The following is a 20,092-nucleotide window of genomic DNA, read 5'->3' as shown; positions in this document are numbered from 1 at the left end:
AACCACGGTGTCCGAGGATTCCGCGGTCGGCGCCGCCGACCGTGGCACGGCGAAACCGCGTGCGGCGTATGCGGATATGTCGCCACGGGGCCGGGTCTTCCGCGACAGCGCCATCGTCGCCTACCGGAACCTGCTGACCATCCTTCGCGTGCCGACGCTGCTGGTGACCGCGACGATCCAGCCGCTGATGTTCGTGTTCCTGTTCGCCTATATCTTCGGCGCCTCGCTCGGCGGCAGCCAGTACCGGGAGTTCCTGCTGGCCGGGATCTTCGCGCAGACGGTCGCGTTCAATGCGGCGTTCACCACCGTCGGTTTGGCAGGTGATCTGCACAAGGGCATCATCGACCGGATGCGGACCCTGCCCATGTCGCGGCTGGCGGTGCTGATGGGCCGCACCCTGTCGGATCTGGTGGTCAACATCCTCAGCCTGGTGGTCATGGTGGGCTGCGGTTATATCGTCGGCTGGCGGATCAACGGTGGAATCGCCGACGCCGCGCTGGCCTTCGGGGTGATCCTGCTGTTCGCGTTCGCGATGTCGTGGATCGGTGCGTTGACGGGGCTGCTGTCCCCGACGGTCGAGGTGGCCCAGAGTGCGGGGTTGATCTGGCTGTTCCCGCTGTCGTTCATCTCTTCGGCATTCATTTCCGCGGAAACACTGCCCGGTCCGTTGCGCACGATCGCCGAATGGAATCCGATCACCGCGGTATCGGCGGCCGGGCGCAAACTGTTCGACAACAGTTCGCCGCCATCGTTCGCCACCCCGACCGGCTGGGCGGCCGAGCACTGTGTCGAGTACGCGGTCATCTGCTCGGTGGCCATCCTCGCGGTAGCCGTGCCGCTGGCGCTGCTGCGTTACCGCAAGGTCGCCAGCCACTGAACCCGGTGCGCCGCGGACTGCTCGGTCCGCGCGTAGCCGCGATCGACGAAAGGCCGCTCACTCCGGACGAATCCGGTGGGAGCGGCCTTTTCGGCGGTAGGGGCTGGTGTGCTCAGCCGCGCCTGCGGGTCTTGAGTAGTTCGAGGCGTTCCTTGAGCAGCTCCTCGAGCTCCTCCTTGCTGCGCCGTTCCAGCAGCATGTCCCAGTGGGTGCGCGGCGGCTTGACCTTCTTGGCCTCCTGCGTCGTGCCCTCGAGCAGGACACCTTCCTGGCCGTTGCGGCACAACCACGTCGGCGGGATCTCGGCATCGTCGGCGAACGGGACGTCGAACTCTTCACCGTTGTCGGTCCGGTACTTGGCCATCCGGCGCGGAGCCAAATCGTGGTCGCGGTCGGTCTCGTAGCTCACCGCTCCGAGTCGACTGCCCCGGAGTACGCGATCTGCCATCTGTTCGGTCCTCTCTGTGTTGGATGTGCGCCGCCTGCGGCGTCGCGTGTTCGCGGCCCGGTGGTGGCTCGGATATCCGCGACCACTGCTCACCTTCGGCGTGTGCAGCGGCCGCGCGCATACGAGCCGGTCCGCGAACGGGGCTCGTAGGACTCGCCCCACTGTGGTTTTCGCCGAGTGGTGCGGCGTGTTCGCGGGCCGCGAACCTTATGGGTCACCGTTCGGACATCTAGGTCCGGACCATGAATCCCTGTGCTTTCCGGTGGCCGTGCACGGATGCGCGGAACCGGTTGGGGTGTGCTCGTTCCCGGCGTGGCATCCGGGTGCGAACACCATGTGCTCTGTGAACGTGTGGTGGGCTACTTTCGTTCCCTGTGGGGGAGAACCTGGTTATTCTACGCTGTTCGCTGCTGTCGCCGGTGCGGCGTGCCCTGTGCGGACCTCGGGCGCGGCCGGTTAGGGTGTCGGGTCATGTCGCGCCGCTCACTGTCCTGCCTGTGGTGCGGGCGGGAAATCACAGAATCCGAGGTCGGGCGTCGGCGCCGGTACTGCCGCCAGTCCTGCCGTCAGCGTGCCTACGAACACCGCAACAGCTTGAAGGGGACCGGGATTCCCGAGGACTCGGTGGTGTTGAGCGCACAGGAGGCCGAGGATCTGGCCGATCGCTGGTTCGCCGCGCGGTGTGCGGCCGAGGATGTCGCGACCGCGATCGGTGAAGGCGCCGACGCCGTCGAACTCGCCGCGTTGAGTGAAACGCTGGTCAAGCTCGCCCGTGAGGCCGAACGGCTGCGCTGATCCGAGCGGATTCGGGCGCGGGCGACCCTGGCTGGTTCCGCTCGGCGCGTGCCCTGCGATACACCAGCGCTGTCAGGCACACCACGACGGTGATCAGTGCGGCGAGTGCGCCGAGGGTGGTGGCGTCCGGGCGCAGCAGTGGTTGTGCGCGCATGGCCTGCCAGTAGGTGAGGCCGAACAGCCCGGCGTAACCCAGTGCCAGCACGCCGATCAACTCCGCGCGGGTGCGCTCATCGCGTAACCAGGGATGACGCCGTGCGAGCCGGGCCACGACGATCACCGCCAGCAGTAGCACCTGGATGCCGTGCAGTCCGAGGAAATGCGGAATGCGCAGATCGCCGCCGAGGGTGCTCCAGCCGATCAGCGGCAGGCCGGATCCGTCGCGCGCCGCCTCGCTGCGCGCGGCGGGGTCGAGCACGGTGTGCCCGGCGATCAGTTCGACCGCGCGCCCCTCGGCATCGACGACGCGCTGTGTTCCGGTGAAGCCCATCAGATACGCCTGCACCATGCCGGCGATAGCGAGGGCCAGTCCGGCGCGGATCGCCCATGTGGTGGGCCGGTCCGCGAGCCGCTGCCAGCACAGGATCAGCACGATCAGCAGATTCGCCAGAAACAGTCCGGGCACACTCGAGGCGAAGATCTGCTGTCCGATGACGTTGACCGGATCGGGGTCGTAGTTGTTGAAATGGCTGAACGTCCCACGCGCGGCTTGTACCGCGATGAAACCCACGTCGAGAAAGCCGGTCACCGCGAAGGCGGTGCCGAGCCACCAGGTGGCGCGCCTGCCCCGATGCGGCAGGGTGAGCAGCCAGGCGAGGGTGAGTCCGTAGAGCGTGAAGGCGATCCCGAACTTCAACGGCTTCGACCACACCGATTCATCGAGCAGTGTGCGGTCGTCGACGATCAGACCACCGGCCGCGACGATGCTCAGCGCGATCATTGCGGCGACCATGGCCAGCAGTGGTCGATGCAGCCGTCCCCGCGGCACCGGTCCGGTGCCGCAATCGTGGGGCGGTTCCGTCGAAGCCTGTGCGCGGGAATCTATTTCGGTGGTGGCCATGCTGCGAAGCTACGAATCGGCGGCGCTCGCTCGCATCACGCCACGGAGCCATTCCCGCTCGTACTCGGGTAGGGGACCGGTGTGGCGGGTTAGTCCCCGGTGCTGACACGGCGGACGGCCCGCAGGCACTCGCCTGCGGGCCGATCCCGTGTGTTCTGCCGCTGCCCACCGTCAGCGCGTGCGGGCGGCGTGGGTGTCAGGAGTGGTCGCCGTGGACGTTGATCCCGCGCGCGGCCAGCCACGGCTGCGGGTCGATCGGGCCGACACCGGGCGCGTGCACCTCGTAGTGCAGATGCGGTCCGGTGGATTGGCCGCGGCTGCCGACGGTGGCGATCACATCGCCAGCCCGCACCGGCTGGCCGACCGAGACCAAGATGTCCTGCATATGGCCGTACACGCCCACGGTGCCGTCATCCTGCTGGACCCGAACCCACAGGCCGAAACCGCTGGCCGGGCCCGCTTCGATCACCACGCCGTCGGTGACGGCGGCGATCGGCGCACCCATCGGGTCGGCGAAGTCGATTCCGGCGTGCATAGCGCCCCAGCGCATACCGAAGGTGGAGCTCATCGGCCCGGCCACCGGGCGCAGCGTCTTCGGGCGGGCGAACTCGATGGCGAGCCGGTTCTGCTCCCACGCCACCGCCTCGGGCACGGTCTGGGCGCGCTGGGCCTCGGGCGGGGTGAACGCGGTGAAGGTGGTGTCGGCGGTATCGGCGACGAGCTGCGGCGAATGGATCGCCTCGGTGGAGTTCTCCTGGGTGCAGCCTGCGAGCACACCGAGCGAGGCGCCGATGGCGGTGGAGGCGGCGACGACGCGGGTGGCGACGCTGTGGCGCCGTGAGCGGAGGGCGCCGGGCCGACGAGAAAGTAACGGAACGGTCACGGGCATGGCTCGAAGCTACGGGATGGTCACGGCCGCTCCGCAATCCTGTGGTTACCGTCACCGGCCGGAGAAAGCCCAGTTCGTTGATTACGAATAGATAACGACACGGTTGTCATTTGTTGTCGACCTGCGGAAATGTTGTTCCGGGCCGAGTTGACCGCGCGGATGCCAGTTGATCACACTATGTTAGTGCCGACTAATGGAGTTCAAGCGATCGAAGCGCTCGCCGATCCCACCAGACGGGCGATCTTCGAGGCGTTGCCGCACGCCCAGCTATCGGTGGGTGAGCTGGCGGCAGCGGTGGGAATCAGCAGCTCGGCGGTCTCCCAGCACCTGCGGGTGCTGCGGGAGGCGCGGCTGGTGATGATGCGACCTGACGGCAACCGCAGGCTGTATTTCCTCGACCCGCGCGGGCTCGCCGATGCCCGCGACTATGTCGAGCGGTTCTGGCCCAGCGCCATCGCGGCCTACTCCGCGGCAGTGCACACCGCGCGGGTGGAGGGATGAGCCGCGCTCAGCCGACGCGGCGGTAGGCGCGCGGACGTTCCCCGCTCTGACTCGCCCAGGAGTGTTTGCCGAGCTGTGCGTCGACAGCGCCGATCACCTCGCTCACCCCGATCCGCAACAGTCCGGGGTCGACGGTGTCGGCGTTCGGATCGCCGACCTGACCCGCCCACAGCACGTCATGTCTGGCGAGCAGATGCGGTGGCGGCCCGCCCCAGCGCGGGGGGGTCGGCCCGAACAGTTGCACCGTGCGGGTGCCGAAGGCGGTGGCCATATGCGCGACACCGGTATCACCGCACAAGACGAGCGCGGCCTCGGCGACCGTCGCCGCCAGTTCGATCAGATTCTGCTCACCGGCGAGCACCCGATGCGGCGGCAGTCCGGCGCGGGCGGCGATGCCGAGGGCGATCTCGCGCTCGAACTCGTCACCGGTGAGCACCACTTCCCGGCCGAGCACCGACTGATGCCGGATCACGGCGGCGAACCGGTCCGGCGGCCACCGCCGCGCCGCCGCACCCGCGCCGATGTGCACGACCACGGCGTCGCGATGGCTGGTGGTGGCGACCGGCGGGACCAGTCCGAGGTTGCGGCGGTCGGCATCGATGCCGTCGAACTCGAGCAGATGGCACCAGCGGTCGACCAGATGCATATCGGTGTCCCACTGCGGCCCCGGCAGCTCGGGGAAGGCCGGATTGCGGTAGGTGAGGATGCGGCGGGCATCGGTCTTGATCAGCTCGACGATCGACTCGGTATCCGGGCCGTGCAGGTTGACCGCGAGATCGGGGGCGGGTCCGTCCCAGCGGAGGCTGCCGCCCTCCGCGGTGGGGACCATCGCATCGACCGAGGTGATCAGGTCGACGATGGGGCGTAACCGGTGCGGCGCCGCGAGGACGATGCGGTCATCCGGCCTGGCCCGGCGCAGCGCGCGCAGCGCCGGGACCGCGGTGAGCAGATCACCGAGACCGCGTGCCTGAAGCACGAGAACAACCGACACCCTCTTCTCCTAGCCACCCGAGACTCGTCATACCCGACCCACTCGACTCACCTGACGGCGTCGACGACGAGAGCCACTGACCCACAATTACCCGGCGCATACAGCGGCAAACGTGTTCCTCGCGGCGTTCTCGGTCACAGTCGGCGGCGGACATGCGCGGTCGGCAATGACGGCGCGAGGCGGGCAGACCCGGCAAATGTCCAGAGAACCAGTGATTTCGGGCATAACATCACTTCATGACGACCAATATCATCCCGCAGGGTCCGGTGCAGGCCCTCGCGCGTGCCGCCTGGCAATCGATCTTGGTCACCGGATTGCTTTCGGTGATCCTCGGCATTCTGATCCTGGTATGGCCCGGCAAGACGCTGCTGGTCGCGGGCATCATCTTCGGTATCTACCTGGTGGTCAGCGGCCTGCTCCAGCTGCTCGCGGCGTTCGCGGCGCCCGCGAGTACCGGTATGCGGGTGCTGTATTTCATCAGTGGTGTGCTGTCGATCGTGATCGGCGTCTTCTGCTTTCGCGACGAGCTGACCTCGATCCTGCTGCTCGGTCTGTGGATCGGTATCGGCTGGCTGTTCCGCGGTATCGCGGTGGCGATGGCCGCGGTCTCCGAGCCGGATCTGCCCGGCCGCGGCTGGCAGGGCTTCTTCGGTGTGATCACCGCGATCGCCGGTGTCGTGCTGATCGTCTGGCCGGTCGAATCGATCGCCACATTGGCCCTGGTGGCCGGTATCTGGCTGATCGTGCTCGGTGTCATGGAGATCATCACCGCGTTCGGTGTGCGCAAGGACGCCAAGGATCTGGGTGTTCCGGCATAGGGTGCGTCATGACACAATCGCGGGGTCAATGGTCGACGTCGGGGGTCGACATCGAAAGGAACTGGAGGCACGAATGTTTCGTACTGCTGGGATCGTCGGTGCGCTGGCCACCGCTGGAGCCATCGCCCTGCTCGCACCGGGCGCCGCGCACGCCGCGGGTGGCACCCTGACCCTGAACGGTGCGCCGCACGCGAACCCGGTGGGCTGCTTCAACACCGGCGACAGCTTCTACAGCACGCTTCAGACGACCGTAGGCAATGGCACCGACCGTGCCATCACGCTGTACGCGGGCGCCGACTGCACTGGTCAGGCCCTCGGCGTGATCGAGCCCAACACCATCGGCTACCTGCCGACCGGTGGCAGCGTCTCGGTGCAGTAGCACCCAAGGACTCGTCGAGTCGAACGTGGACCCCGCGAACCCTCGCGGGGTCCACGTGCGTTCGGTGGCTGTGCGGGCCCGCCGGATCCGGCGCGCTACGGTGGCCTGGCCAGCCGTAGCGAGAAGGAGCCGACCGTGGGTGAGCGTATCCCGAGCCAGTGGGAAGAGATCGCGGCCGCCGATCCGGCCCATTCCACCTGGTATGTGGAGCGGTTCCGCGGGCTGGCGGCGCAGGGGCAGGACATCGTGGGGGAGGCGCGGCTGATCGATGCGATGGTCGGCCGGGGTGCCCGAGTGCTCGACGCCGGATGCGGGCCCGGACGGATCGGCGGCCATCTGCACGAGGCCGGGCATATGGTGGTCGGGGTCGATGTGGATCCGGTGCTGATCGCCGCCGCCGAACAGGACCACCCCGGCCCCCGCTGGCTGGTCGGCGATCTGGCCGAACTCGATCTACCCGCCCGCGGTATCCCCGATGGCTTCGACGTGATCGTCTGCGCGGGCAATGTGATGACCTTCCTCGCACCCGCCACCCGCCGGGAAGTGCTGTCGCGCTTGGCCCGCCACCTCGCACCGGACGGCCGGGCCGTCATCGGGTTCGGCGCCGACCGCGGCTACGACTTCGAGGAGTTCTTCGCCGATGCCGCGGCCGCGGGTCTGGCCGTGGATCTGCGGCTTTCCACCTGGGATCTGCGCCCCTTCACCACCGACTCCGATTTCCTGGTGGCCGTGTTCTCCCGGGCCTGACACCTGGTCGATCGCGACGAGCGCTCCACCGATCGCCGGTGGGGCCGCCGCAACCGGAGTAGCCACGGGCGGACGTGGTTTCACCGCACGCCCGATTCGATAATCCGATCCGGGTAGCAGGCGCGTCGGGCGATGGCGCCGAAGTGGTCGCGCATCGGATCCTCGAAATATGCGCTGCCGGTGGTCGTCACAGAACTTGAAGGGTATCCAGGCGCTGCGCTGGGAACAGGTATTGCGCCAATTGTTTCCGCTTCGTCGGATATTCCCTGTGAAACATGCCGACTCGTCTCGGTCTGCTGCGGCCGGTGAATCCAATCGTTGATGGGCGGAAATGTTTACCTCGGCGAATCCGAATTCCTGTGCCGTACCGTGGAATCGGATCGCGGTGTGGAAATCATCGAATTTTGTAGTTCTCGACTCCGCGGGGCCGATCTGATCGTGGTGCTGCGACGATGCCGACGCGTCCAGTGGCGCCGGGAAAGCGCATGGTCGCGCAGGCGGCGCCGAAGATCGGCCGCGCCGTTGAGGTGTCGACTCGACGGGCAGATATCGGCGTCGCACGTATACGGCAAGTGCGTGCCTTCCTGACAGGCCGACATTCGTGTAATTCTCGATTCCTCTCGCGAGGTCCTCCCGAGTCGAAGTGGTAGTTCAACTCGAGTTCACTCGAATTTGCGTCGAGTTAAGATCGATAAGAGATCACGTTTAGATAACGGCACTACCAATATCGGTGGCGGCGCACAGGGCGTCGCATATTTGCGCACACGGATGGGAGTAGCAAATGGGTTCAGTGGATCTGGGTAGCCTCGGTGACCTTCTGGGTGCATTCGGTGACATCTTCAGTGGGCTCGGCGGGCTTTCGAGCTTTTCGGCCGAGTAGCGGATAGACCACTGCGTCGACAGCCCGCCGGATGCCCTCCGGCGGGCTGTCGGCTGTCGGGGGGTGGTGTTCACGCGATCCCCGACATCTGGCAACGAGTCTTGCCAAAACAATGACTCTGGTAGAGACTCTTGCCAGAATGTTGGCAAGCGAGGATCGAGGACGATCGCGGTTGCCGACGCCGCCACGTCTACTCAAAGGGGAGTGACCAATGGATTCGGCTATCCCGAGTCGGCACCCGCAGGGGCCGCAGGCTGTACCGGGGCCAGGGTTGGGGATGCTCGCGCGGGCGCTCGGTCTCGGCGCACCGACCGCGGGGGAGTTCCATGAACTCGGCGAGGCCCTGAATGTGGGGGACCGGCCGATGGACGAGCTGGTGGACTGGATGTACCGCGAAGGGATGGCGACCACGCGGCCGCTGTTCGAGCGGGCGCTGCGCGAGGGGATAGCGGCCGTGCCGGAGGCGCCGGAGCCGCTGCGTACGTTCTTCGAATCCGTCGAAGACGTTCCGGACTGGGTGGATTGGCGCAAGATCCGCCATGCCGAACGCGTCTTCGGTCTCGGTGGTCGTGACGGCCTCTACGTCGCACGCGATATGTCGTTCCTGGGCGGGTACCTGGCATCGGGGTTCAACAAGACCCTGCTGCGCACCGGTGCGTTGGAGAAGGGACCGGCCAAGCGGTTCGCCGAAACGACCCAGTGGGCGATGGATGTGACCTCCACCGACGGTATGCGGCCGCTGGGGCTCGGCTACCGGTCGACCGTGCATGTGCGGATGATCCACTCGATGGTCCGCCGTCATGTGGGTGCGCTGCCGGACTGGCGTGGCGAGGAATGGGGGCTGCCGATCAACCAGACCGATATGGCAGCCACCCTGGTCGGTGCGCTGATCGCGCCGATGGTGGGCGCGCTGGGTATGGGGCAGCTGGTGACACCGCGTGACGCCGATGCCGTCGCGCATTTCACGCGCTATGTCGGCTGGGTGATGGGGGTGGAGCAACGCTTCCTCCCCGAGGATTTCCGTGACAGCGTCCGCATCCTGTACCACACGCTCACGGCCATCACGAACCCGGACGAGACCTCCCCGCAGCTGGCGCTACCGATGCGCGACGAGCCGTTGGGCTGGCATTACCGGCACCTCACCGGACTGCGTCGGCGCATCGCACGCGCCCAGCATCTGTCGATCGCGACCATGTTCCTCGGGCCCGCCGCCATGCGCGAGTTGGGCCTGCCACCCAAGGTCGTGCCGTGGTATCCGATGCTGCGGATACCGGTGAACGTCGGTCGGTCGATCGGGGCGCGCATCGTACCGGGGCAGTTCGACCGCGCCGCACGACGCGGGCGCGCCGCGCAGGTGGCGTTCATCCGCACGCTGACCGGTGCGGACACCGCCGTCATCGGTGATTCGGCCCAGCACATCGGACAGGCCGCCTGAGGCCGCGTCGCCTCGGACGTGAGTCGACGCTCACCGCGGCGCCCGGATCACCTTGTCGCCGAACGGTTCCGCGAGATCGTCGCCGAGCCCGGCATCGGTGATGATCTGGTCCACCTCGGTGAGCGCGGCCACCTTGGCCAGCGCTCGGTGCCCGAACTTGGCATGGTCGGCCACGACGACCGTGGTCCGTGCGATGGCGAGCATGGTGCGTTTCACGGCCGGTTCCAGGGTGTTGGTGTTGGTGATACCGGCCTCGGCGTCGACGGCGTCCGCGCCGAGGAATGCCCAATCGGCCGTGTAGTCGCGGAGGAACGCGACGGCGCGCTCACCGACGAGGGTGAAGACGGAACCGAGTAGTTCCCCACCCGTGACGAGCAGGCGGAAGCTGCCGAGCCCGGCGAGATACTTCGCGATGCGCAGATCATTGGTGATGATGGTCAGGCCCTGGTGCTCACGTAGCGCGAGGGCCACCTCATAGGTCGTCGATCCGCTGTCGAGCACCACGGTGTCGCCGTCGCGCACCCGCCCGGCGGCGAGGGCGGCGATCGCGGACTTCTCGGCGATGTTCTCGCCCTGCTTGGTGGCGTAGGGGAGTTCGGCGGTCGCGCCGGGGAGTGGCCGTGCGCCGCCGTGTGTGCGCTGGATCTGGCCGACCCGCTCCAATGCGTCGAGATCGCGTCGGATCGTCGAGATATCGACGCCCAGGTCGATGGCGAGGTGTTTGGCCGCCACATAGCCCTCGGCGAAGAGCCTGCTCAGGATCTCTCGTCGTCGCGTGCTGGCGAGCAAGGGGAGACCTCCGTGGATGAGCGCCGGTGCTGCGAGTCCGGCACATGATACCGATGTGCGCGAACTATTGACACATCTGAGCGCCGTACGCATGCTATCGAGCATGACGATGCGCGATAACGCGCACGATGAAGGGAATCATGCGTAATCCCGTACACGTATCGGCTGAGGTCTGTGCACCGCACGGGCCGGGCGCCGATGCCATGCGTCACGGGCGTGGAGTCGAGCAGCTGCCGGTGTGGCGGCAGCTGGCAGCGCACCGAGATGAGCTGCGGCGCAGGCATATGCGCGAGATGTTCGCCGATCACCCGGAACGCGCCGAGGAGTTCACCGTCGAGTACGACGGAATCGTCCTCGACTACTCGAAGAACCGTATCGAGGCCCGGACCATCGATCTGCTCGTCGAGCTGGCTCACCGGCGGACACTCGAATCCGGGATCGAGGCCATGTTCACCGGCGAGCGGATCAATGTCACGGAAAACCTTCCCGCCCTGCATACGGCACTGCGCGCACCGACCGGCAGCCTCGTGGAAACCGGTGGCCGCGATATCGTCCCGGAGGTGCACGCGGTGCTCGCCCGGATGCGCGATTTCGCGCAACGGGTGCGGTCCGGTGCGTGGCGCGGGTCGACGGGGGAACGTATCGATACTGTGGTCAATATCGGGATCGGGGGCTCGCACCTCGGGCCCGCGATGGCCTACGAGGCGCTGCGCGAATTCGGCGGCACCCACATCGATGTGCGGTTCGTGTCCAATATCGACGGCCACGACCTGGCCCGCGCCCTGGCCGGCCTCGATCCGGCCACGACCCTGTTCGTCGTCTCGTCCAAGACGTTCACCACGACCGAGACGCTGACCAACGCCACCTCCGCGCGGACCTGGCTGGCCGCATCGCTGGATGCCGACGACGCCGTCGCCCGACACGTCGTCGCGGTCTCCGCCGCCGCCGATGCCGCGGCCGCCTTCGGCATCGACCCCGCGAACATCTTCGAATTCTGGGACTGGGTGGGTGGCCGCTACTCGCTGTGCTCGGCGATCGGGCTATCGGTGATGATCGGAACGGGTCCCGAGCGATTCGACGAACTGCTGGCCGGTGCGCATGCGATGGACCGCCATTTCCGCACCGCACCACTGCGGCACAACATTCCGGTGCTGCTCGGCTTGCTCGGCCTGTGGTACCGCAATTTCTGGGCGGCGCAGACCCTCGCGGTGCTGCCCTACGATCATCGGCTCGCGCGTCTGCCCGCCTACCTCCAGCAGCTGGAGATGGAGAGCAACGGCAAATCGGTCACCCGCGACGGCCACGCGCTGACCGTGGACACCGCGCCGGTCGTCTGGGGAGAGCCGGGCACCAACGGTCAGCACGCCTTCTTCCAGCTGCTCCATCAGGGCACGACACTGGTTCCCTGCGATTTCATCGGCGTGCTGGCGCCGGGGCACGATCTGTGGCACCACCACGATCAGGTGATGGCGAACATGTTCGCGCAGACCGAGGCACTGGCCTTCGGCCGCGGCGCACCCACCGGCGATGGGTCGCCGCATCGACGGTTTCCCGGCAATCGCCCGTGCAACACGATCCTGCTGCCGCGACTGACGCCCTACACACTGGGTCAGCTCATCGCCCTGTACGAGCACAAGGTGTTCACCCAGGGCTGGATCTGGGGCGTCAACCCCTTCGACCAGTGGGGTGTCGAACTGGGCAAGGTGCTCGCGACCGGCATTCTCGCCGAACTCCACGGGGACGCGTCGCTGACGCACGACGGCTCCACCAACGCCCTGATCCGTCGATACCGGCAGACGCGACGGGCGATGCACGGTCGCGGGCACGACCAGTAACGTTTCCCACTACAGTTCGCCACTGACGCCCGCCCAGGTTGCGGGAGTCCACGCCGAGTTCGATCGAGAAGGAGAACAGCCGATGACGTCCGCCGCGCGCGCACAGATCGGGGTCACCGGCCTCGCGGTCATGGGCAGCAATATCGCCCGCAACTTCGCGAGGCACGGCTACACCGTCGCCCTGCACAACCGCAGTATCGCGAAGGTCGACGCGCTGCTGGCCGAACACGGCGACGACGGCGATTTCGTCCGCACCGAGACGATCGCGGAGCTGATCGACGCGCTGGAGAAGCCGCGCCGGGTCCTGATCATGGTGAAAGCCGGTGACGCCACCGACGCCGTGATCGAGGAACTCGCCGCCGCGATGGAGCCGGGCGACATCATCATCGACGGCGGTAACGCCCTCTACACCGACACCATCCGGCGCGAGGCCGCGCTGCGCGAGCGCGGCCTCAATTTCGTGGGCGCCGGTATCTCCGGTGGTGAAGAAGGCGCGTTGAACGGGCCCTCGATCATGCCGGGTGGCCCCGCCGAATCCTATGAATCCCTCGGCCCCCTGCTGGAATCGGTCGCCGCGAAGGTCGACGGCACACCCTGCTGCACCCACATCGGACCCGACGGTTCAGGGCATTTCGTCAAAATGGTGCACAACGGCATCGAATACGCCGATATGCAGCTCATCGGCGAGGCCTACCACCTGTTCCGCGATGCGCTCGGCTTCGATGCCGAGCAGATCGCCGAGGTGTTCACCCAGTGGAACAGCGGTGACCTGGAAAGCTACCTCGTGGAGATCACCGCCCAGGTCCTCGAACAGGTCGACGCCACCACGGGTAAGCCGCTCGTCGATGTGATCGTCGATGCCGCAGAGCAGAAGGGCACCGGCCGCTGGACCGTGAAATCCGCCCTCGATCTCGGTGTTCCGGTCACCGGAATCGCCGAGGCCGTATTCGCTCGCGCACTGTCGGGTTCGCGGGCGCAGCGTGCCGCCGCGAAGGGTTTGGCGGCAGGCACGCTGGCCGACAAGCCCACCGATGTGGAGACTTTCACCGAGGACATCCGGCGCGCGCTGTACGCCTCCAAGGTCGTCGCCTATGCACAAGGGTTCGACCAGATCGCCGCGGGCAGCGCCGAATACGGCTGGGATCTCACCCCCGGTGATCTGGCCACCATCTGGCGCGGTGGCTGCATCATCCGGGCCCGCTTCCTGAACCGGATCAAAGAGGCCTACGACCAGGACCCGGACCTGCCGAGCCTGATCCTGGCGCCCTACTTCCGCGACGCCATCGAAACCGGGATCGACAGCTGGCGCCGGGTCGTGGCCACCGCCACCCTGCTCGGTATTCCGGTCCCCGCCTTCGCCTCCTCGCTGTCCTACTACGACGCCCTGCGCGCCGAACGCCTGCCCGCCGCCCTCACCCAGGGCCAGCGCGACTTCTTCGGCGCGCACACCTATGAGCGCATCGACAGCGAAGGCAAGTTCCACACGCTGTGGAGCGGCGATCGCAGCGAGATCCGGACGAGCTGAAACCAGGCTCCGGTCCGCTATCGCCCACTGCGGCGCCGACTCGCTTCTCGGTGGGCGATAGCAAACGGAGGGCGGGTCGACGCGCCTTCACTCGGATCGGCCTGCGCTGACGTGAGCGCCTCGAACGGCCGACGTGAGGGCGCAGCCAGCGGTCACCTGTCCTCGACGCATGTGACCGCTGGCCCTGTGGGACTGCGGTTCCCGGCGAGATCTCGACCCGAGGCGGCAGTGTCGAAGGTAGGTGGCGGCCAATATACGACTTGGCGTAGTAGTCGGTGCCGGAATCGGCTAGCGTTGCTCGTATGGACCTGATCTACAACGTCGTAGTCGTCACGCATCTGCTCGGTATGGCAGCGGTCGTCGGTGGTTATGCGGCGGGCCAGCCCGTCGTCTCCGAGGTGATGGTGTGGGGTGCGCGGCTCCAGTTGATCACCGGGGTGGCCCTGGTCGGGCTCGCGGAGTCGATCGACTCGCTCGACAAGGATCTGAACATGGTGAAGATCGGCATCAAACTGACCATCTCGGTGCTGGTCGCGGCGTTCGCGGAGATGGGGCGCGCAGATGCCAAGCGGGGCAAGGACGTTCCGTGGATGACCCATGCGGCCGGTGGGCTGGCGATCGTCAATGTGCTGATCGCGGTGCTCTGGACCTGAGTTCCGGCGTCGCCGGTGCTCGGTGCCGGGATCGTCCGGCACCGAGCACCGCCGCTCACGACTCGAACAACGTCTGCCCGAGATAGCCGCCGGGAGCCCGGACGCCCGGCGGGATGACGAACACCGCCGAACCCACCGGGATCGTCCACACATTGAGCGCGTCGAACTCCGCCAGCCGCTGCTGCACGGGCAGGAACTGGGTCGTCACATCACGCTGGTACGCGGTGAACAACAACCCCGAATTCGATGTCTCGCCCGGAGGCGGCGGATCGTCGTAGTTGTAGCCGCGGCGCAGGAAACGCTCACCGTCATGAGTGTGATGGGCGCGGGCGATATGCGAGGACGGCGGGATCACCGGGATGCCGGTCGCGTCGACGGCCCGGAAATCCGGCTCGTCGAACTCCGAGTTCCCGGTCAACGGCGCGCCATCGGACAGACGGCGGCCGACCGTGAGTTCCCGGCCGTCGGGGTCGATTTCGTCCCAGGTGTCCAATGTCATCGCGATCCGGCGCAGGACCAGCGACGTTCCACCCGCGAGCCACGGCTGCGCCGCGCCGTCGTCCCACACCAGCCGGTCGAAATCCGGTGTGCCCGCAGTGAGGTTCACCGTGCCGTCCACCTGGCCCATCAGATTGCGTGGCGTGGTCCCCGGCGCGGCGTCGCGGAACCCGCGCTGCACCCAGCGCACCGAGACCAGTGAAGTCACGCTCTTGCACAGCACCCGCACCGCATGCGATACCGCCGTCGACTCCTCGGCGCAGATCTGGAGCAGCAGATCGCCGTCACCGTAGGCGGGATCGAGCCGGTCGATGGCGAACGGCGGCAAGGGTTTCAACCAGAGCGGGCGACGCTGCGCCATACCGGCGATATCGAATACCCGCGGGCCGAAACCTACCGTGACGGTGAGGCGCGACGGTCGTTGCGCCAGTTCCGGTTCGGTGTCACCGAGCGCGGGGCGACCGGCGGTGAGCCGAGCGGCGTCCTCGGTCCAGATCTTCAGCAGGCCGACGATATCGGCGCGGTCGGTGTCCGGGCGTAGATCCAGCGCCACGAACGCGGCATGGGCCGGTGGCGCGGTGGCGATCCCGGCCTGGTGCTCGCCGTAGAACGGTTCCACCGCGGTCGCCGCGGAGTCGGTGTGGTCGCGGGTACTGGAGAACGCGGCCGCGCCGAGACCGGCGACACCCGCGGCGGCGGCACCGCCGCCGAGCAGACGCCGCCGGTTCAACCGGACGGACCGGGCGCGCACCGGCTCAGCCACCGTGCACCGGTGCCGGAGTGCCGCCATGATCGCCGCCGGGCTCGTAGTTCTCCTGATTGCCGGGGAAGTCGCGAACCTGCGCGGTGAAGGTGGTGGTCGAACCGTCACCGAAGGTGAGGGTGACCGGGGCCTCCGAACCGGTGCGCAGCGGACCGTTCAACCCCATGAACATGATGTGGTTGCCGCCGGGTTCCAGGTCCAGTTCACCGTGGGCGGGAATCACGAAACCGCCCTCCTTCGGGCGCATGACCTTGACACCGTCCTCGCCGGTGACCACCTCGTGCAGTTCGACAGTGGCCGAGGCCGGGCTGGTCGCCGACACCACGGTGACCGCCTCGTCGCTGTCATTGCGCAACTGCCCGAACGCGGCCGACATACCGCTGTCGGCGGCCTTGGCCCACTGTTCGGCAATGGTGACCGCGCCCGCGGCATCGGCCGGTGCGTCGGTGGCATCGGAGCAGCCGAGCGCGAGGAAAGGTGCGGCGGCGAGCAGGACCGTGGCGGCGGTACGACGCAGGTGTGCGCGCGGCGCCGGGATTCGATGGAACACGGATCTCCCTTGGGGTTCGAATGTCTGGATGGATGCAGGTCCGGTGTAGTGCCCGAGTCGCTCGGTACTCGTCGTGCAGTAGCAGATCGTCCCGGTGGATGCCGCTGTCGGCGCATGCCGCGAAGGCGGGTGGCGCAGCTGGGCGAGGCCATGGGAAGCGGCACCCGGATGATCGTCACGCGGCGAACGACGCATCGAAGCGGCACAACGACAACTGCTCGCGAAGCGCGCTTGGCAACTCGCGCGAGTCGGATGGGGTGAGACGACCGGGCATGAGTGGGTGGTGGGCGAGGCCGCCCATGCGCGAGTCGATTCGCGGTGCACCACCCGCGCTGGTGGCGAGCGGAACTACCAGGCCGTAGCGGGTGGTCCGCGAGTCCCGGAACCCGAGGCGAGCAGCGGCCGCGGTGGGATCAGCGGATCCGCGCTGATGACAAGAGAACTCGGGGTCCATGGCGGGGCGGTGAGTGTGGCGCGCAGGATCGCGACCGCGCGGCGCACACTCGATACGGCTCGACGCGCCGCCAGCTCGGCGCCGCGGATCAGGAAAGCGCCGACCGGGATGGCGACGAGATGAGCGGCGAACATGGCCGCCACAGACACGGAGCCATGGTGGTGACCATGCCCCGCGGTCAACGCGATATGACCGATGGCCTGCCCGGCGGTCAGCAACAGCATCACCTGCGCGACACCGGGCCGGACGGGCAGCGCACGGGCCACCACGCCGATCAACGCGCACGCGCCGAGCAACAGGGTGACCGACGACGATCCGAGCGTCACCACACCACCGCCGAGCGCATGGGCGGCGATGCTCACCGCGCCGGAGGCGGAGCCGACGAACGCGCCCCGCAAGGAGGCAGCAGCCGACCCGGAAGAACGCACCCACCCATACTACGGCCGGTCGTAGCCCGCGCACCGCCCGGTGGCGGTCCGATCAGGTCTTGACGCCGGGACTCGACACCCGCAATACTTCGTTCGCCATAGCTGTCGGGCATCAATTGCTTCACTATCAGACGAGAATTCGTTATCGGAGTGAGCATCATGGTCCTTCACGCAGTCCACGAGTTCGTCGCGCAAGTGAGCGATCCCACGCCGCAAGCGCCACCGATCGCCGCGCAGATCGATGAACTCGTCCGCTACTTCACCTGGTTCGTCCTGCTGTCGGGCGTTGTCGGCATCACCGTCGCCGGTGGGCGGTTCGCCTGGGAGAAGTGGAACAACGGGTCGCTGGCCTCGCCGAAAATGGTCGTCGGCGGCATGCTCGGCGGCGCCGTCGCCACCAGTGCGGGCACGCTGATGAACTCGCTGATCGGCTGAACCGGTCGGGATCTCGTCGTAGCGCTCACCGAATCTCCACAATTGGCCCCGGATCTCTCCACAGCCGCTGGCTAATGTACCCCGCATGGAGCACAGTGCGGCGCGCAGGATTCTGGTGGTCGATGACGAGATCACCATCGCCGAATCGGTCGGCGCCCGGTTACGCGCGGAGGGGTTCGTCGTCGAACTCGCCCACGACGGTCCGGCCGCGGTCGCCGCCGCGGAAGCCCGCCGACCGGATCTGGTCGTGCTCGATGTGATGCTGCCCGGCTTCGACGGGCTCGAGGTGTGTCGCCGCATCCAGGCCGGGCGCGCGGTGCCGGTCATCATGCTCACCGCGCGGACCGAGGAGACCGATCAGCTGGTCGGGCTCGGTGTCGGCGCGGACGACTACCTCACCAAGCCGTTCTCGCTGCGGATTCTCACCGCCCGCGTACATGCACTGTTGCGGCGGGCGGAACGGTCCGCCGGTCAGGACGGCACCGCCCTCCTGGTCGGTGATCTGCGCATCGATCTGGACGAGCGGCGGGTATGGCGCGCAGGTGTCGAAAGCCAGCTCACACCGCTCGAGTTCGACCTGCTGGCGCGGCTGGCGCGGCGGCCACGGGCGGTGCTGGCCAGGGAACGTCTGTTGGAAGAGGTGTGGGATTGGGCCGATGCGGCCGGTAGTCGCGCGGTCGACAGCCATATCAAAGCCCTGCGGCGCAAACTGGGCGCCGACCTCATTCGCACCGTGCACGGCGTCGGCTACGCCCTGGAAGCCGGGCAGACCCGATGAGCGCGCCATCGCAGGCACCGGCGACGGTGGGTCTCGCGCGACGATTGCGGCGGATGACCACCTGGGTGTCCGATACGCTGCCACGCCCGCTGGACCCGGTGCGCTCGATCAAACTCAAGCTCGCCGTGCTGATGCTCTGCGCGGCAGGCGTGGCGTTCGGGTACTTTCGGTTGCAGATCGGCTGGCTACCGCCGCGCACTACGCTCGCCGCCACCGCGATCGCGCTGGTCACCTCGCAGTTCCTGGCGCACGGCATCACCAGGCCGCTGCGGGAGATGACCGCGGCCGCCAAAGGCATGGCCCACGGTGACTACAGCAAACGCGTACGTGCGAGTTCGCGCGACGAGGTCGGTGAACTGGCCGAGGCGTTCAACCAGATGGCCGCCGATCTCGCCGCCGCCGACCGGCAGCGGCGCGAACTCATCGCCAATGTCTCCCATGAACTGCGCACACCCGTCACGGCATTGAACGCGCTGCTGGAGAACCTCGTCGACGGTGTGTCCGAACCCGATCCGCGCACCTTGCGCACCGCATTGGCCCAGACCGAACGGCTCGGCCTGCTGGTCACCGAACTGCTCGATCTGTCGAGTATCGAAGCGGGCGCGATTCCGCTGGACCGCGAGAGTTTCCCGATCGAGCCGCTGTTGACCGAGGTGGTGGCCGAAGCCGAGGTCACCACCGCTGCGCTGGGCCGTGGGGTGCGGTTCAGCACCGCGGTGCGCCCCGGCGCGCTGTGCGTGTTCGCCGACCGTGCACGGCTGCATCAAGTGCTGCTCAACCTGCTCGACAATGCCGCACGACACGGCCCCGCCGGTGGTGAGGTGCGCATCGAGGTCAGCGGTGCACCCGATCGCGTCGTCATCGATGTCGGCGACGACGGCCCCGGCATCCCGCCCGCCGACCGCGCCCACATCTTCGACCGCTTCACCCGCGGCGGCCGCACCGACGGCGGCGGCACCGGCCTCGGCCTCGCCATCGCCCGCTGGGTTGTCGACCTGCACGGCGGCACCATCGCCGTCACCGACCCCGGCTCCCGTATCCGAGTGGTCCTGCCCGGCCACTGACCCACACCGAACGACACCCCGGGCCGACCAGGTCCCGGGGCGATCCCGCACACCCACAGGAGGGGACACCCATGCCGACCACACCGGATTCGCCCGAACCGACACCGCCGCGATCGGCGGCCGAAAGCCCTGCTCCGCGCGATATCGCCGATGCCGATCAGCGCGCGATACCGACTTCGCGGCGAGGAGACCACGACGCTTCGGGGTCCAGCGACCAGGACCCTTCGCGTCCCGGCGACTCGGACGCTTCGATGCCTGGCGACTCGGCCCCTTCGCGTCCCGGCGACCCGGATGCTTCGCGTCCCGGCGACTCGGGCGCTTCGCTGTCTGGCGCGCAGGATGCCGAACGGGCAGCAACGGAGAGTGCGCCACCGTCGGACGGGGAGGCGGCGGCGAAGGACGGCCAGGTGGTGTCGGGCGACCCACCGACGGCCGAGTCGGAGGTCCTGGCTGCCGGTGACGAAAGCGCCGGAGAGGCGAGGGCGGAATCGGGGGACGGA

21 protein-coding genes are annotated in these 20,092 nt (G+C 67.7%); 13 read left to right on the top strand and 8 right to left on the bottom strand.

Annotated elements, in window-relative coordinates; translation table 11 throughout:
• Positions 1 to 76 precede the first annotated feature (76 nt).
• On the top strand, positions 77 to 877 hold the full coding sequence (locus QH168_RS23645; RefSeq protein WP_280468295.1) for an ABC transporter permease: 801 nt from the start codon (positions 77 to 79) through the stop codon (positions 875 to 877).
• A 112-nt stretch (positions 878 to 989) separates the two neighbouring features.
• On the opposite strand, the gene QH168_RS23640 is transcribed toward QH168_RS23645, so the two are convergent.
• Complete coding sequence (locus tag QH168_RS23640) at positions 990 to 1,325, bottom strand: RNA polymerase-binding protein RbpA (RefSeq protein ID WP_280236975.1); 336 nt, start codon at positions 1,323 to 1,325, stop codon at positions 990 to 992.
• A gap of 471 nt (positions 1,326 to 1,796) precedes the next feature.
• On the opposite strand from QH168_RS23640, the gene QH168_RS23635 reads away from it, so the two are divergent.
• Positions 1,797 to 2,120: a hypothetical protein gene (locus tag QH168_RS23635; protein ID WP_280236974.1), complete on the top strand. Its 324-nt coding sequence runs from the start codon at positions 1,797 to 1,799 to the stop codon at positions 2,118 to 2,120.
• Here the strand turns inward: QH168_RS23635 and QH168_RS23630 are convergent.
• Positions 2,086 to 3,180, bottom strand: coding sequence for a hypothetical protein (locus tag QH168_RS23630; RefSeq protein WP_280236973.1), 1,095 nt, complete (start codon positions 3,178 to 3,180; stop codon positions 2,086 to 2,088). The genes QH168_RS23635 and QH168_RS23630 overlap by 35 nt on opposite strands.
• Positions 3,181 to 3,376: 196 nt before the next feature.
• A complete protein-coding gene (locus tag QH168_RS23625) occupies positions 3,377 to 4,069 on the bottom strand; it encodes a M23 family metallopeptidase (protein ID WP_280236972.1) in 693 nt (230 codons plus the stop codon).
• A gap of 177 nt (positions 4,070 to 4,246) precedes the next feature.
• Here QH168_RS23625 and QH168_RS23620 point away from each other — a divergent pair, with 177 nt between their 5' ends.
• Positions 4,247 to 4,570, top strand: a complete 324-nt coding sequence (locus QH168_RS23620) for an ArsR/SmtB family transcription factor (protein WP_280236971.1) — start codon at positions 4,247 to 4,249, stop codon at positions 4,568 to 4,570.
• Positions 4,571 to 4,577: 7 nt separating this feature from the next.
• On the opposite strand, the gene QH168_RS23615 is transcribed toward QH168_RS23620, so the two are convergent.
• A complete protein-coding gene (locus QH168_RS23615) occupies positions 4,578 to 5,561 on the bottom strand; it encodes a glycosyltransferase family 9 protein (RefSeq protein ID WP_280236970.1) in 984 nt (327 codons plus the stop codon).
• Positions 5,562 to 5,797: 236 nt separating this feature from the next.
• Between QH168_RS23615 and QH168_RS23610 the strand changes: the two genes are divergently transcribed.
• From QH168_RS23610 to QH168_RS23595, 4 genes are all read left to right on the top strand, one after another.
• Positions 5,798 to 6,379 (top strand): HdeD family acid-resistance protein, encoded by a 582-nt coding sequence (locus tag QH168_RS23610; RefSeq protein WP_280236969.1) that lies wholly within the window; start codon positions 5,798 to 5,800, stop codon positions 6,377 to 6,379.
• 73 nt (positions 6,380 to 6,452) lie between these two features.
• Positions 6,453 to 6,758, top strand: coding sequence for a hypothetical protein (locus QH168_RS23605; protein WP_280236968.1), 306 nt, complete (start codon positions 6,453 to 6,455; stop codon positions 6,756 to 6,758).
• 135 nt (positions 6,759 to 6,893) lie between these two features.
• Complete coding sequence (locus QH168_RS23600) at positions 6,894 to 7,505, top strand: class I SAM-dependent methyltransferase (RefSeq protein WP_280236967.1); 612 nt, start codon at positions 6,894 to 6,896, stop codon at positions 7,503 to 7,505.
• Positions 7,506 to 8,596: 1,091 nt separating this feature from the next.
• Positions 8,597 to 9,820: an oxygenase MpaB family protein gene (locus QH168_RS23595; protein WP_280236966.1), complete on the top strand. Its 1,224-nt coding sequence runs from the start codon at positions 8,597 to 8,599 to the stop codon at positions 9,818 to 9,820.
• Between the two features lie 30 nt (positions 9,821 to 9,850).
• Here QH168_RS23595 and QH168_RS23590 read toward each other — a convergent pair whose 3' ends face one another.
• Positions 9,851 to 10,609: a DeoR/GlpR family DNA-binding transcription regulator gene (locus QH168_RS23590; protein WP_280236965.1), complete on the bottom strand. Its 759-nt coding sequence runs from the start codon at positions 10,607 to 10,609 to the stop codon at positions 9,851 to 9,853.
• 203 nt (positions 10,610 to 10,812) lie between these two features.
• Here QH168_RS23590 and pgi point away from each other — a divergent pair, with 203 nt between their 5' ends.
• The 3 genes from pgi to QH168_RS23575 all read left to right on the top strand — a co-directional run bounded on the left by pgi (position 10,813) and on the right by QH168_RS23575 (position 14,622).
• Positions 10,813 to 12,444 (top strand): glucose-6-phosphate isomerase, encoded by a 1,632-nt coding sequence (gene pgi / locus QH168_RS23585; protein WP_280468293.1) that lies wholly within the window; start codon positions 10,813 to 10,815, stop codon positions 12,442 to 12,444.
• Positions 12,445 to 12,526: 82 nt separating this feature from the next.
• Positions 12,527 to 13,969 (top strand): NADP-dependent phosphogluconate dehydrogenase, encoded by a 1,443-nt coding sequence (gene gndA, locus QH168_RS23580; protein WP_280236964.1) that lies wholly within the window; start codon positions 12,527 to 12,529, stop codon positions 13,967 to 13,969.
• A gap of 302 nt (positions 13,970 to 14,271) precedes the next feature.
• Positions 14,272 to 14,622, top strand: a complete 351-nt coding sequence (locus tag QH168_RS23575; RefSeq protein ID WP_280236963.1) for a hypothetical protein — start codon at positions 14,272 to 14,274, stop codon at positions 14,620 to 14,622.
• Between the two features lie 55 nt (positions 14,623 to 14,677).
• Here QH168_RS23575 and QH168_RS23570 read toward each other — a convergent pair whose 3' ends face one another.
• From QH168_RS23570 to QH168_RS23560, 3 genes are all read right to left on the bottom strand, one after another.
• Positions 14,678 to 15,883: a Dyp-type peroxidase gene (locus tag QH168_RS23570; RefSeq protein WP_280236962.1), complete on the bottom strand. Its 1,206-nt coding sequence runs from the start codon at positions 15,881 to 15,883 to the stop codon at positions 14,678 to 14,680.
• Complete coding sequence (locus tag QH168_RS23565; protein ID WP_280468291.1) at positions 15,876 to 16,400, bottom strand: copper chaperone PCu(A)C; 525 nt, start codon at positions 16,398 to 16,400, stop codon at positions 15,876 to 15,878. Before QH168_RS23565 ends, QH168_RS23570 begins: the two co-directional genes overlap by 8 nt.
• Before the next feature lie 381 nt (positions 16,401 to 16,781).
• Positions 16,782 to 17,315, bottom strand: coding sequence for a hypothetical protein (locus QH168_RS23560; protein WP_280236961.1), 534 nt, complete (start codon positions 17,313 to 17,315; stop codon positions 16,782 to 16,784).
• Between the two features lie 159 nt (positions 17,316 to 17,474).
• Between QH168_RS23560 and QH168_RS23555 the strand changes: the two genes are divergently transcribed.
• The 3 genes from QH168_RS23555 (at position 17,475) to QH168_RS23545 (ending at position 19,592) form a co-directional block, all read left to right on the top strand.
• Positions 17,475 to 17,750 carry a hypothetical protein gene (locus QH168_RS23555; protein ID WP_280236960.1) on the top strand — a complete coding sequence of 92 codons (276 nt, stop codon included), beginning with the start codon at positions 17,475 to 17,477 and terminating at the stop codon, positions 17,748 to 17,750.
• Between the two features lie 85 nt (positions 17,751 to 17,835).
• A complete protein-coding gene (locus QH168_RS23550) occupies positions 17,836 to 18,528 on the top strand; it encodes a response regulator transcription factor (protein WP_280236959.1) in 693 nt (230 codons plus the stop codon).
• A 53-nt stretch (positions 18,529 to 18,581) separates the two neighbouring features.
• On the top strand, positions 18,582 to 19,592 hold the full coding sequence (locus tag QH168_RS23545) for a HAMP domain-containing sensor histidine kinase (RefSeq protein ID WP_280236958.1): 1,011 nt from the start codon (positions 18,582 to 18,584) through the stop codon (positions 19,590 to 19,592).
• The last annotated feature ends 500 nt before the right edge of the window (positions 19,593 to 20,092 follow it).

The organism is Nocardia cyriacigeorgica (assembly GCF_029868385.1).
GTDB classification, from domain to species: domain Bacteria; phylum Actinomycetota; class Actinomycetes; order Mycobacteriales; family Mycobacteriaceae; genus Nocardia; species Nocardia cyriacigeorgica_F.
Note: the sequence above shows the minus strand (reverse complement) of the source record. Positions and strands in the feature narration are given on the sequence as shown.

Bases quoted from the DNA above. Each gene is read 5' to 3' on its own strand.
- QH168_RS23645 (WP_280468295.1), top strand. From the start codon at position 77: ATGTCGCCACGGGGCCGGGTCTTCCGCGACAGCGCCATCGTCGCCTAC.
- QH168_RS23640 (WP_280236975.1), bottom strand. From the start codon at position 1,325: ATGGCAGATCGCGTACTCCGGGGCAGTCGACTCGGAGCGGTGAGCTAC.
- QH168_RS23635 (WP_280236974.1), top strand. From the start codon at position 1,797: ATGTCGCGCCGCTCACTGTCCTGCCTGTGGTGCGGGCGGGAAATCACA.
- QH168_RS23630 (WP_280236973.1), bottom strand. From the start codon at position 3,180: ATGGCCACCACCGAAATAGATTCCCGCGCACAGGCTTCGACGGAACCG.
- QH168_RS23625 (WP_280236972.1), bottom strand. From the start codon at position 4,069: ATGCCCGTGACCGTTCCGTTACTTTCTCGTCGGCCCGGCGCCCTCCGC.
- QH168_RS23620 (WP_280236971.1), top strand. From the start codon at position 4,247: ATGTTAGTGCCGACTAATGGAGTTCAAGCGATCGAAGCGCTCGCCGAT.
- QH168_RS23610 (WP_280236969.1), top strand. From the start codon at position 5,798: ATGACGACCAATATCATCCCGCAGGGTCCGGTGCAGGCCCTCGCGCGT.
- QH168_RS23605 (WP_280236968.1), top strand. From the start codon at position 6,453: ATGTTTCGTACTGCTGGGATCGTCGGTGCGCTGGCCACCGCTGGAGCC.
- QH168_RS23595 (WP_280236966.1), top strand. From the start codon at position 8,597: ATGGATTCGGCTATCCCGAGTCGGCACCCGCAGGGGCCGCAGGCTGTA.
- pgi (WP_280468293.1), top strand. From the start codon at position 10,813: ATGCGTCACGGGCGTGGAGTCGAGCAGCTGCCGGTGTGGCGGCAGCTG.
- gndA (WP_280236964.1), top strand. From the start codon at position 12,527: ATGACGTCCGCCGCGCGCGCACAGATCGGGGTCACCGGCCTCGCGGTC.
- QH168_RS23575 (WP_280236963.1), top strand. From the start codon at position 14,272: ATGGACCTGATCTACAACGTCGTAGTCGTCACGCATCTGCTCGGTATG.
- QH168_RS23555 (WP_280236960.1), top strand. From the start codon at position 17,475: ATGGTCCTTCACGCAGTCCACGAGTTCGTCGCGCAAGTGAGCGATCCC.
- QH168_RS23550 (WP_280236959.1), top strand. From the start codon at position 17,836: ATGGAGCACAGTGCGGCGCGCAGGATTCTGGTGGTCGATGACGAGATC.
- QH168_RS23545 (WP_280236958.1), top strand. From the start codon at position 18,582: ATGACCACCTGGGTGTCCGATACGCTGCCACGCCCGCTGGACCCGGTG.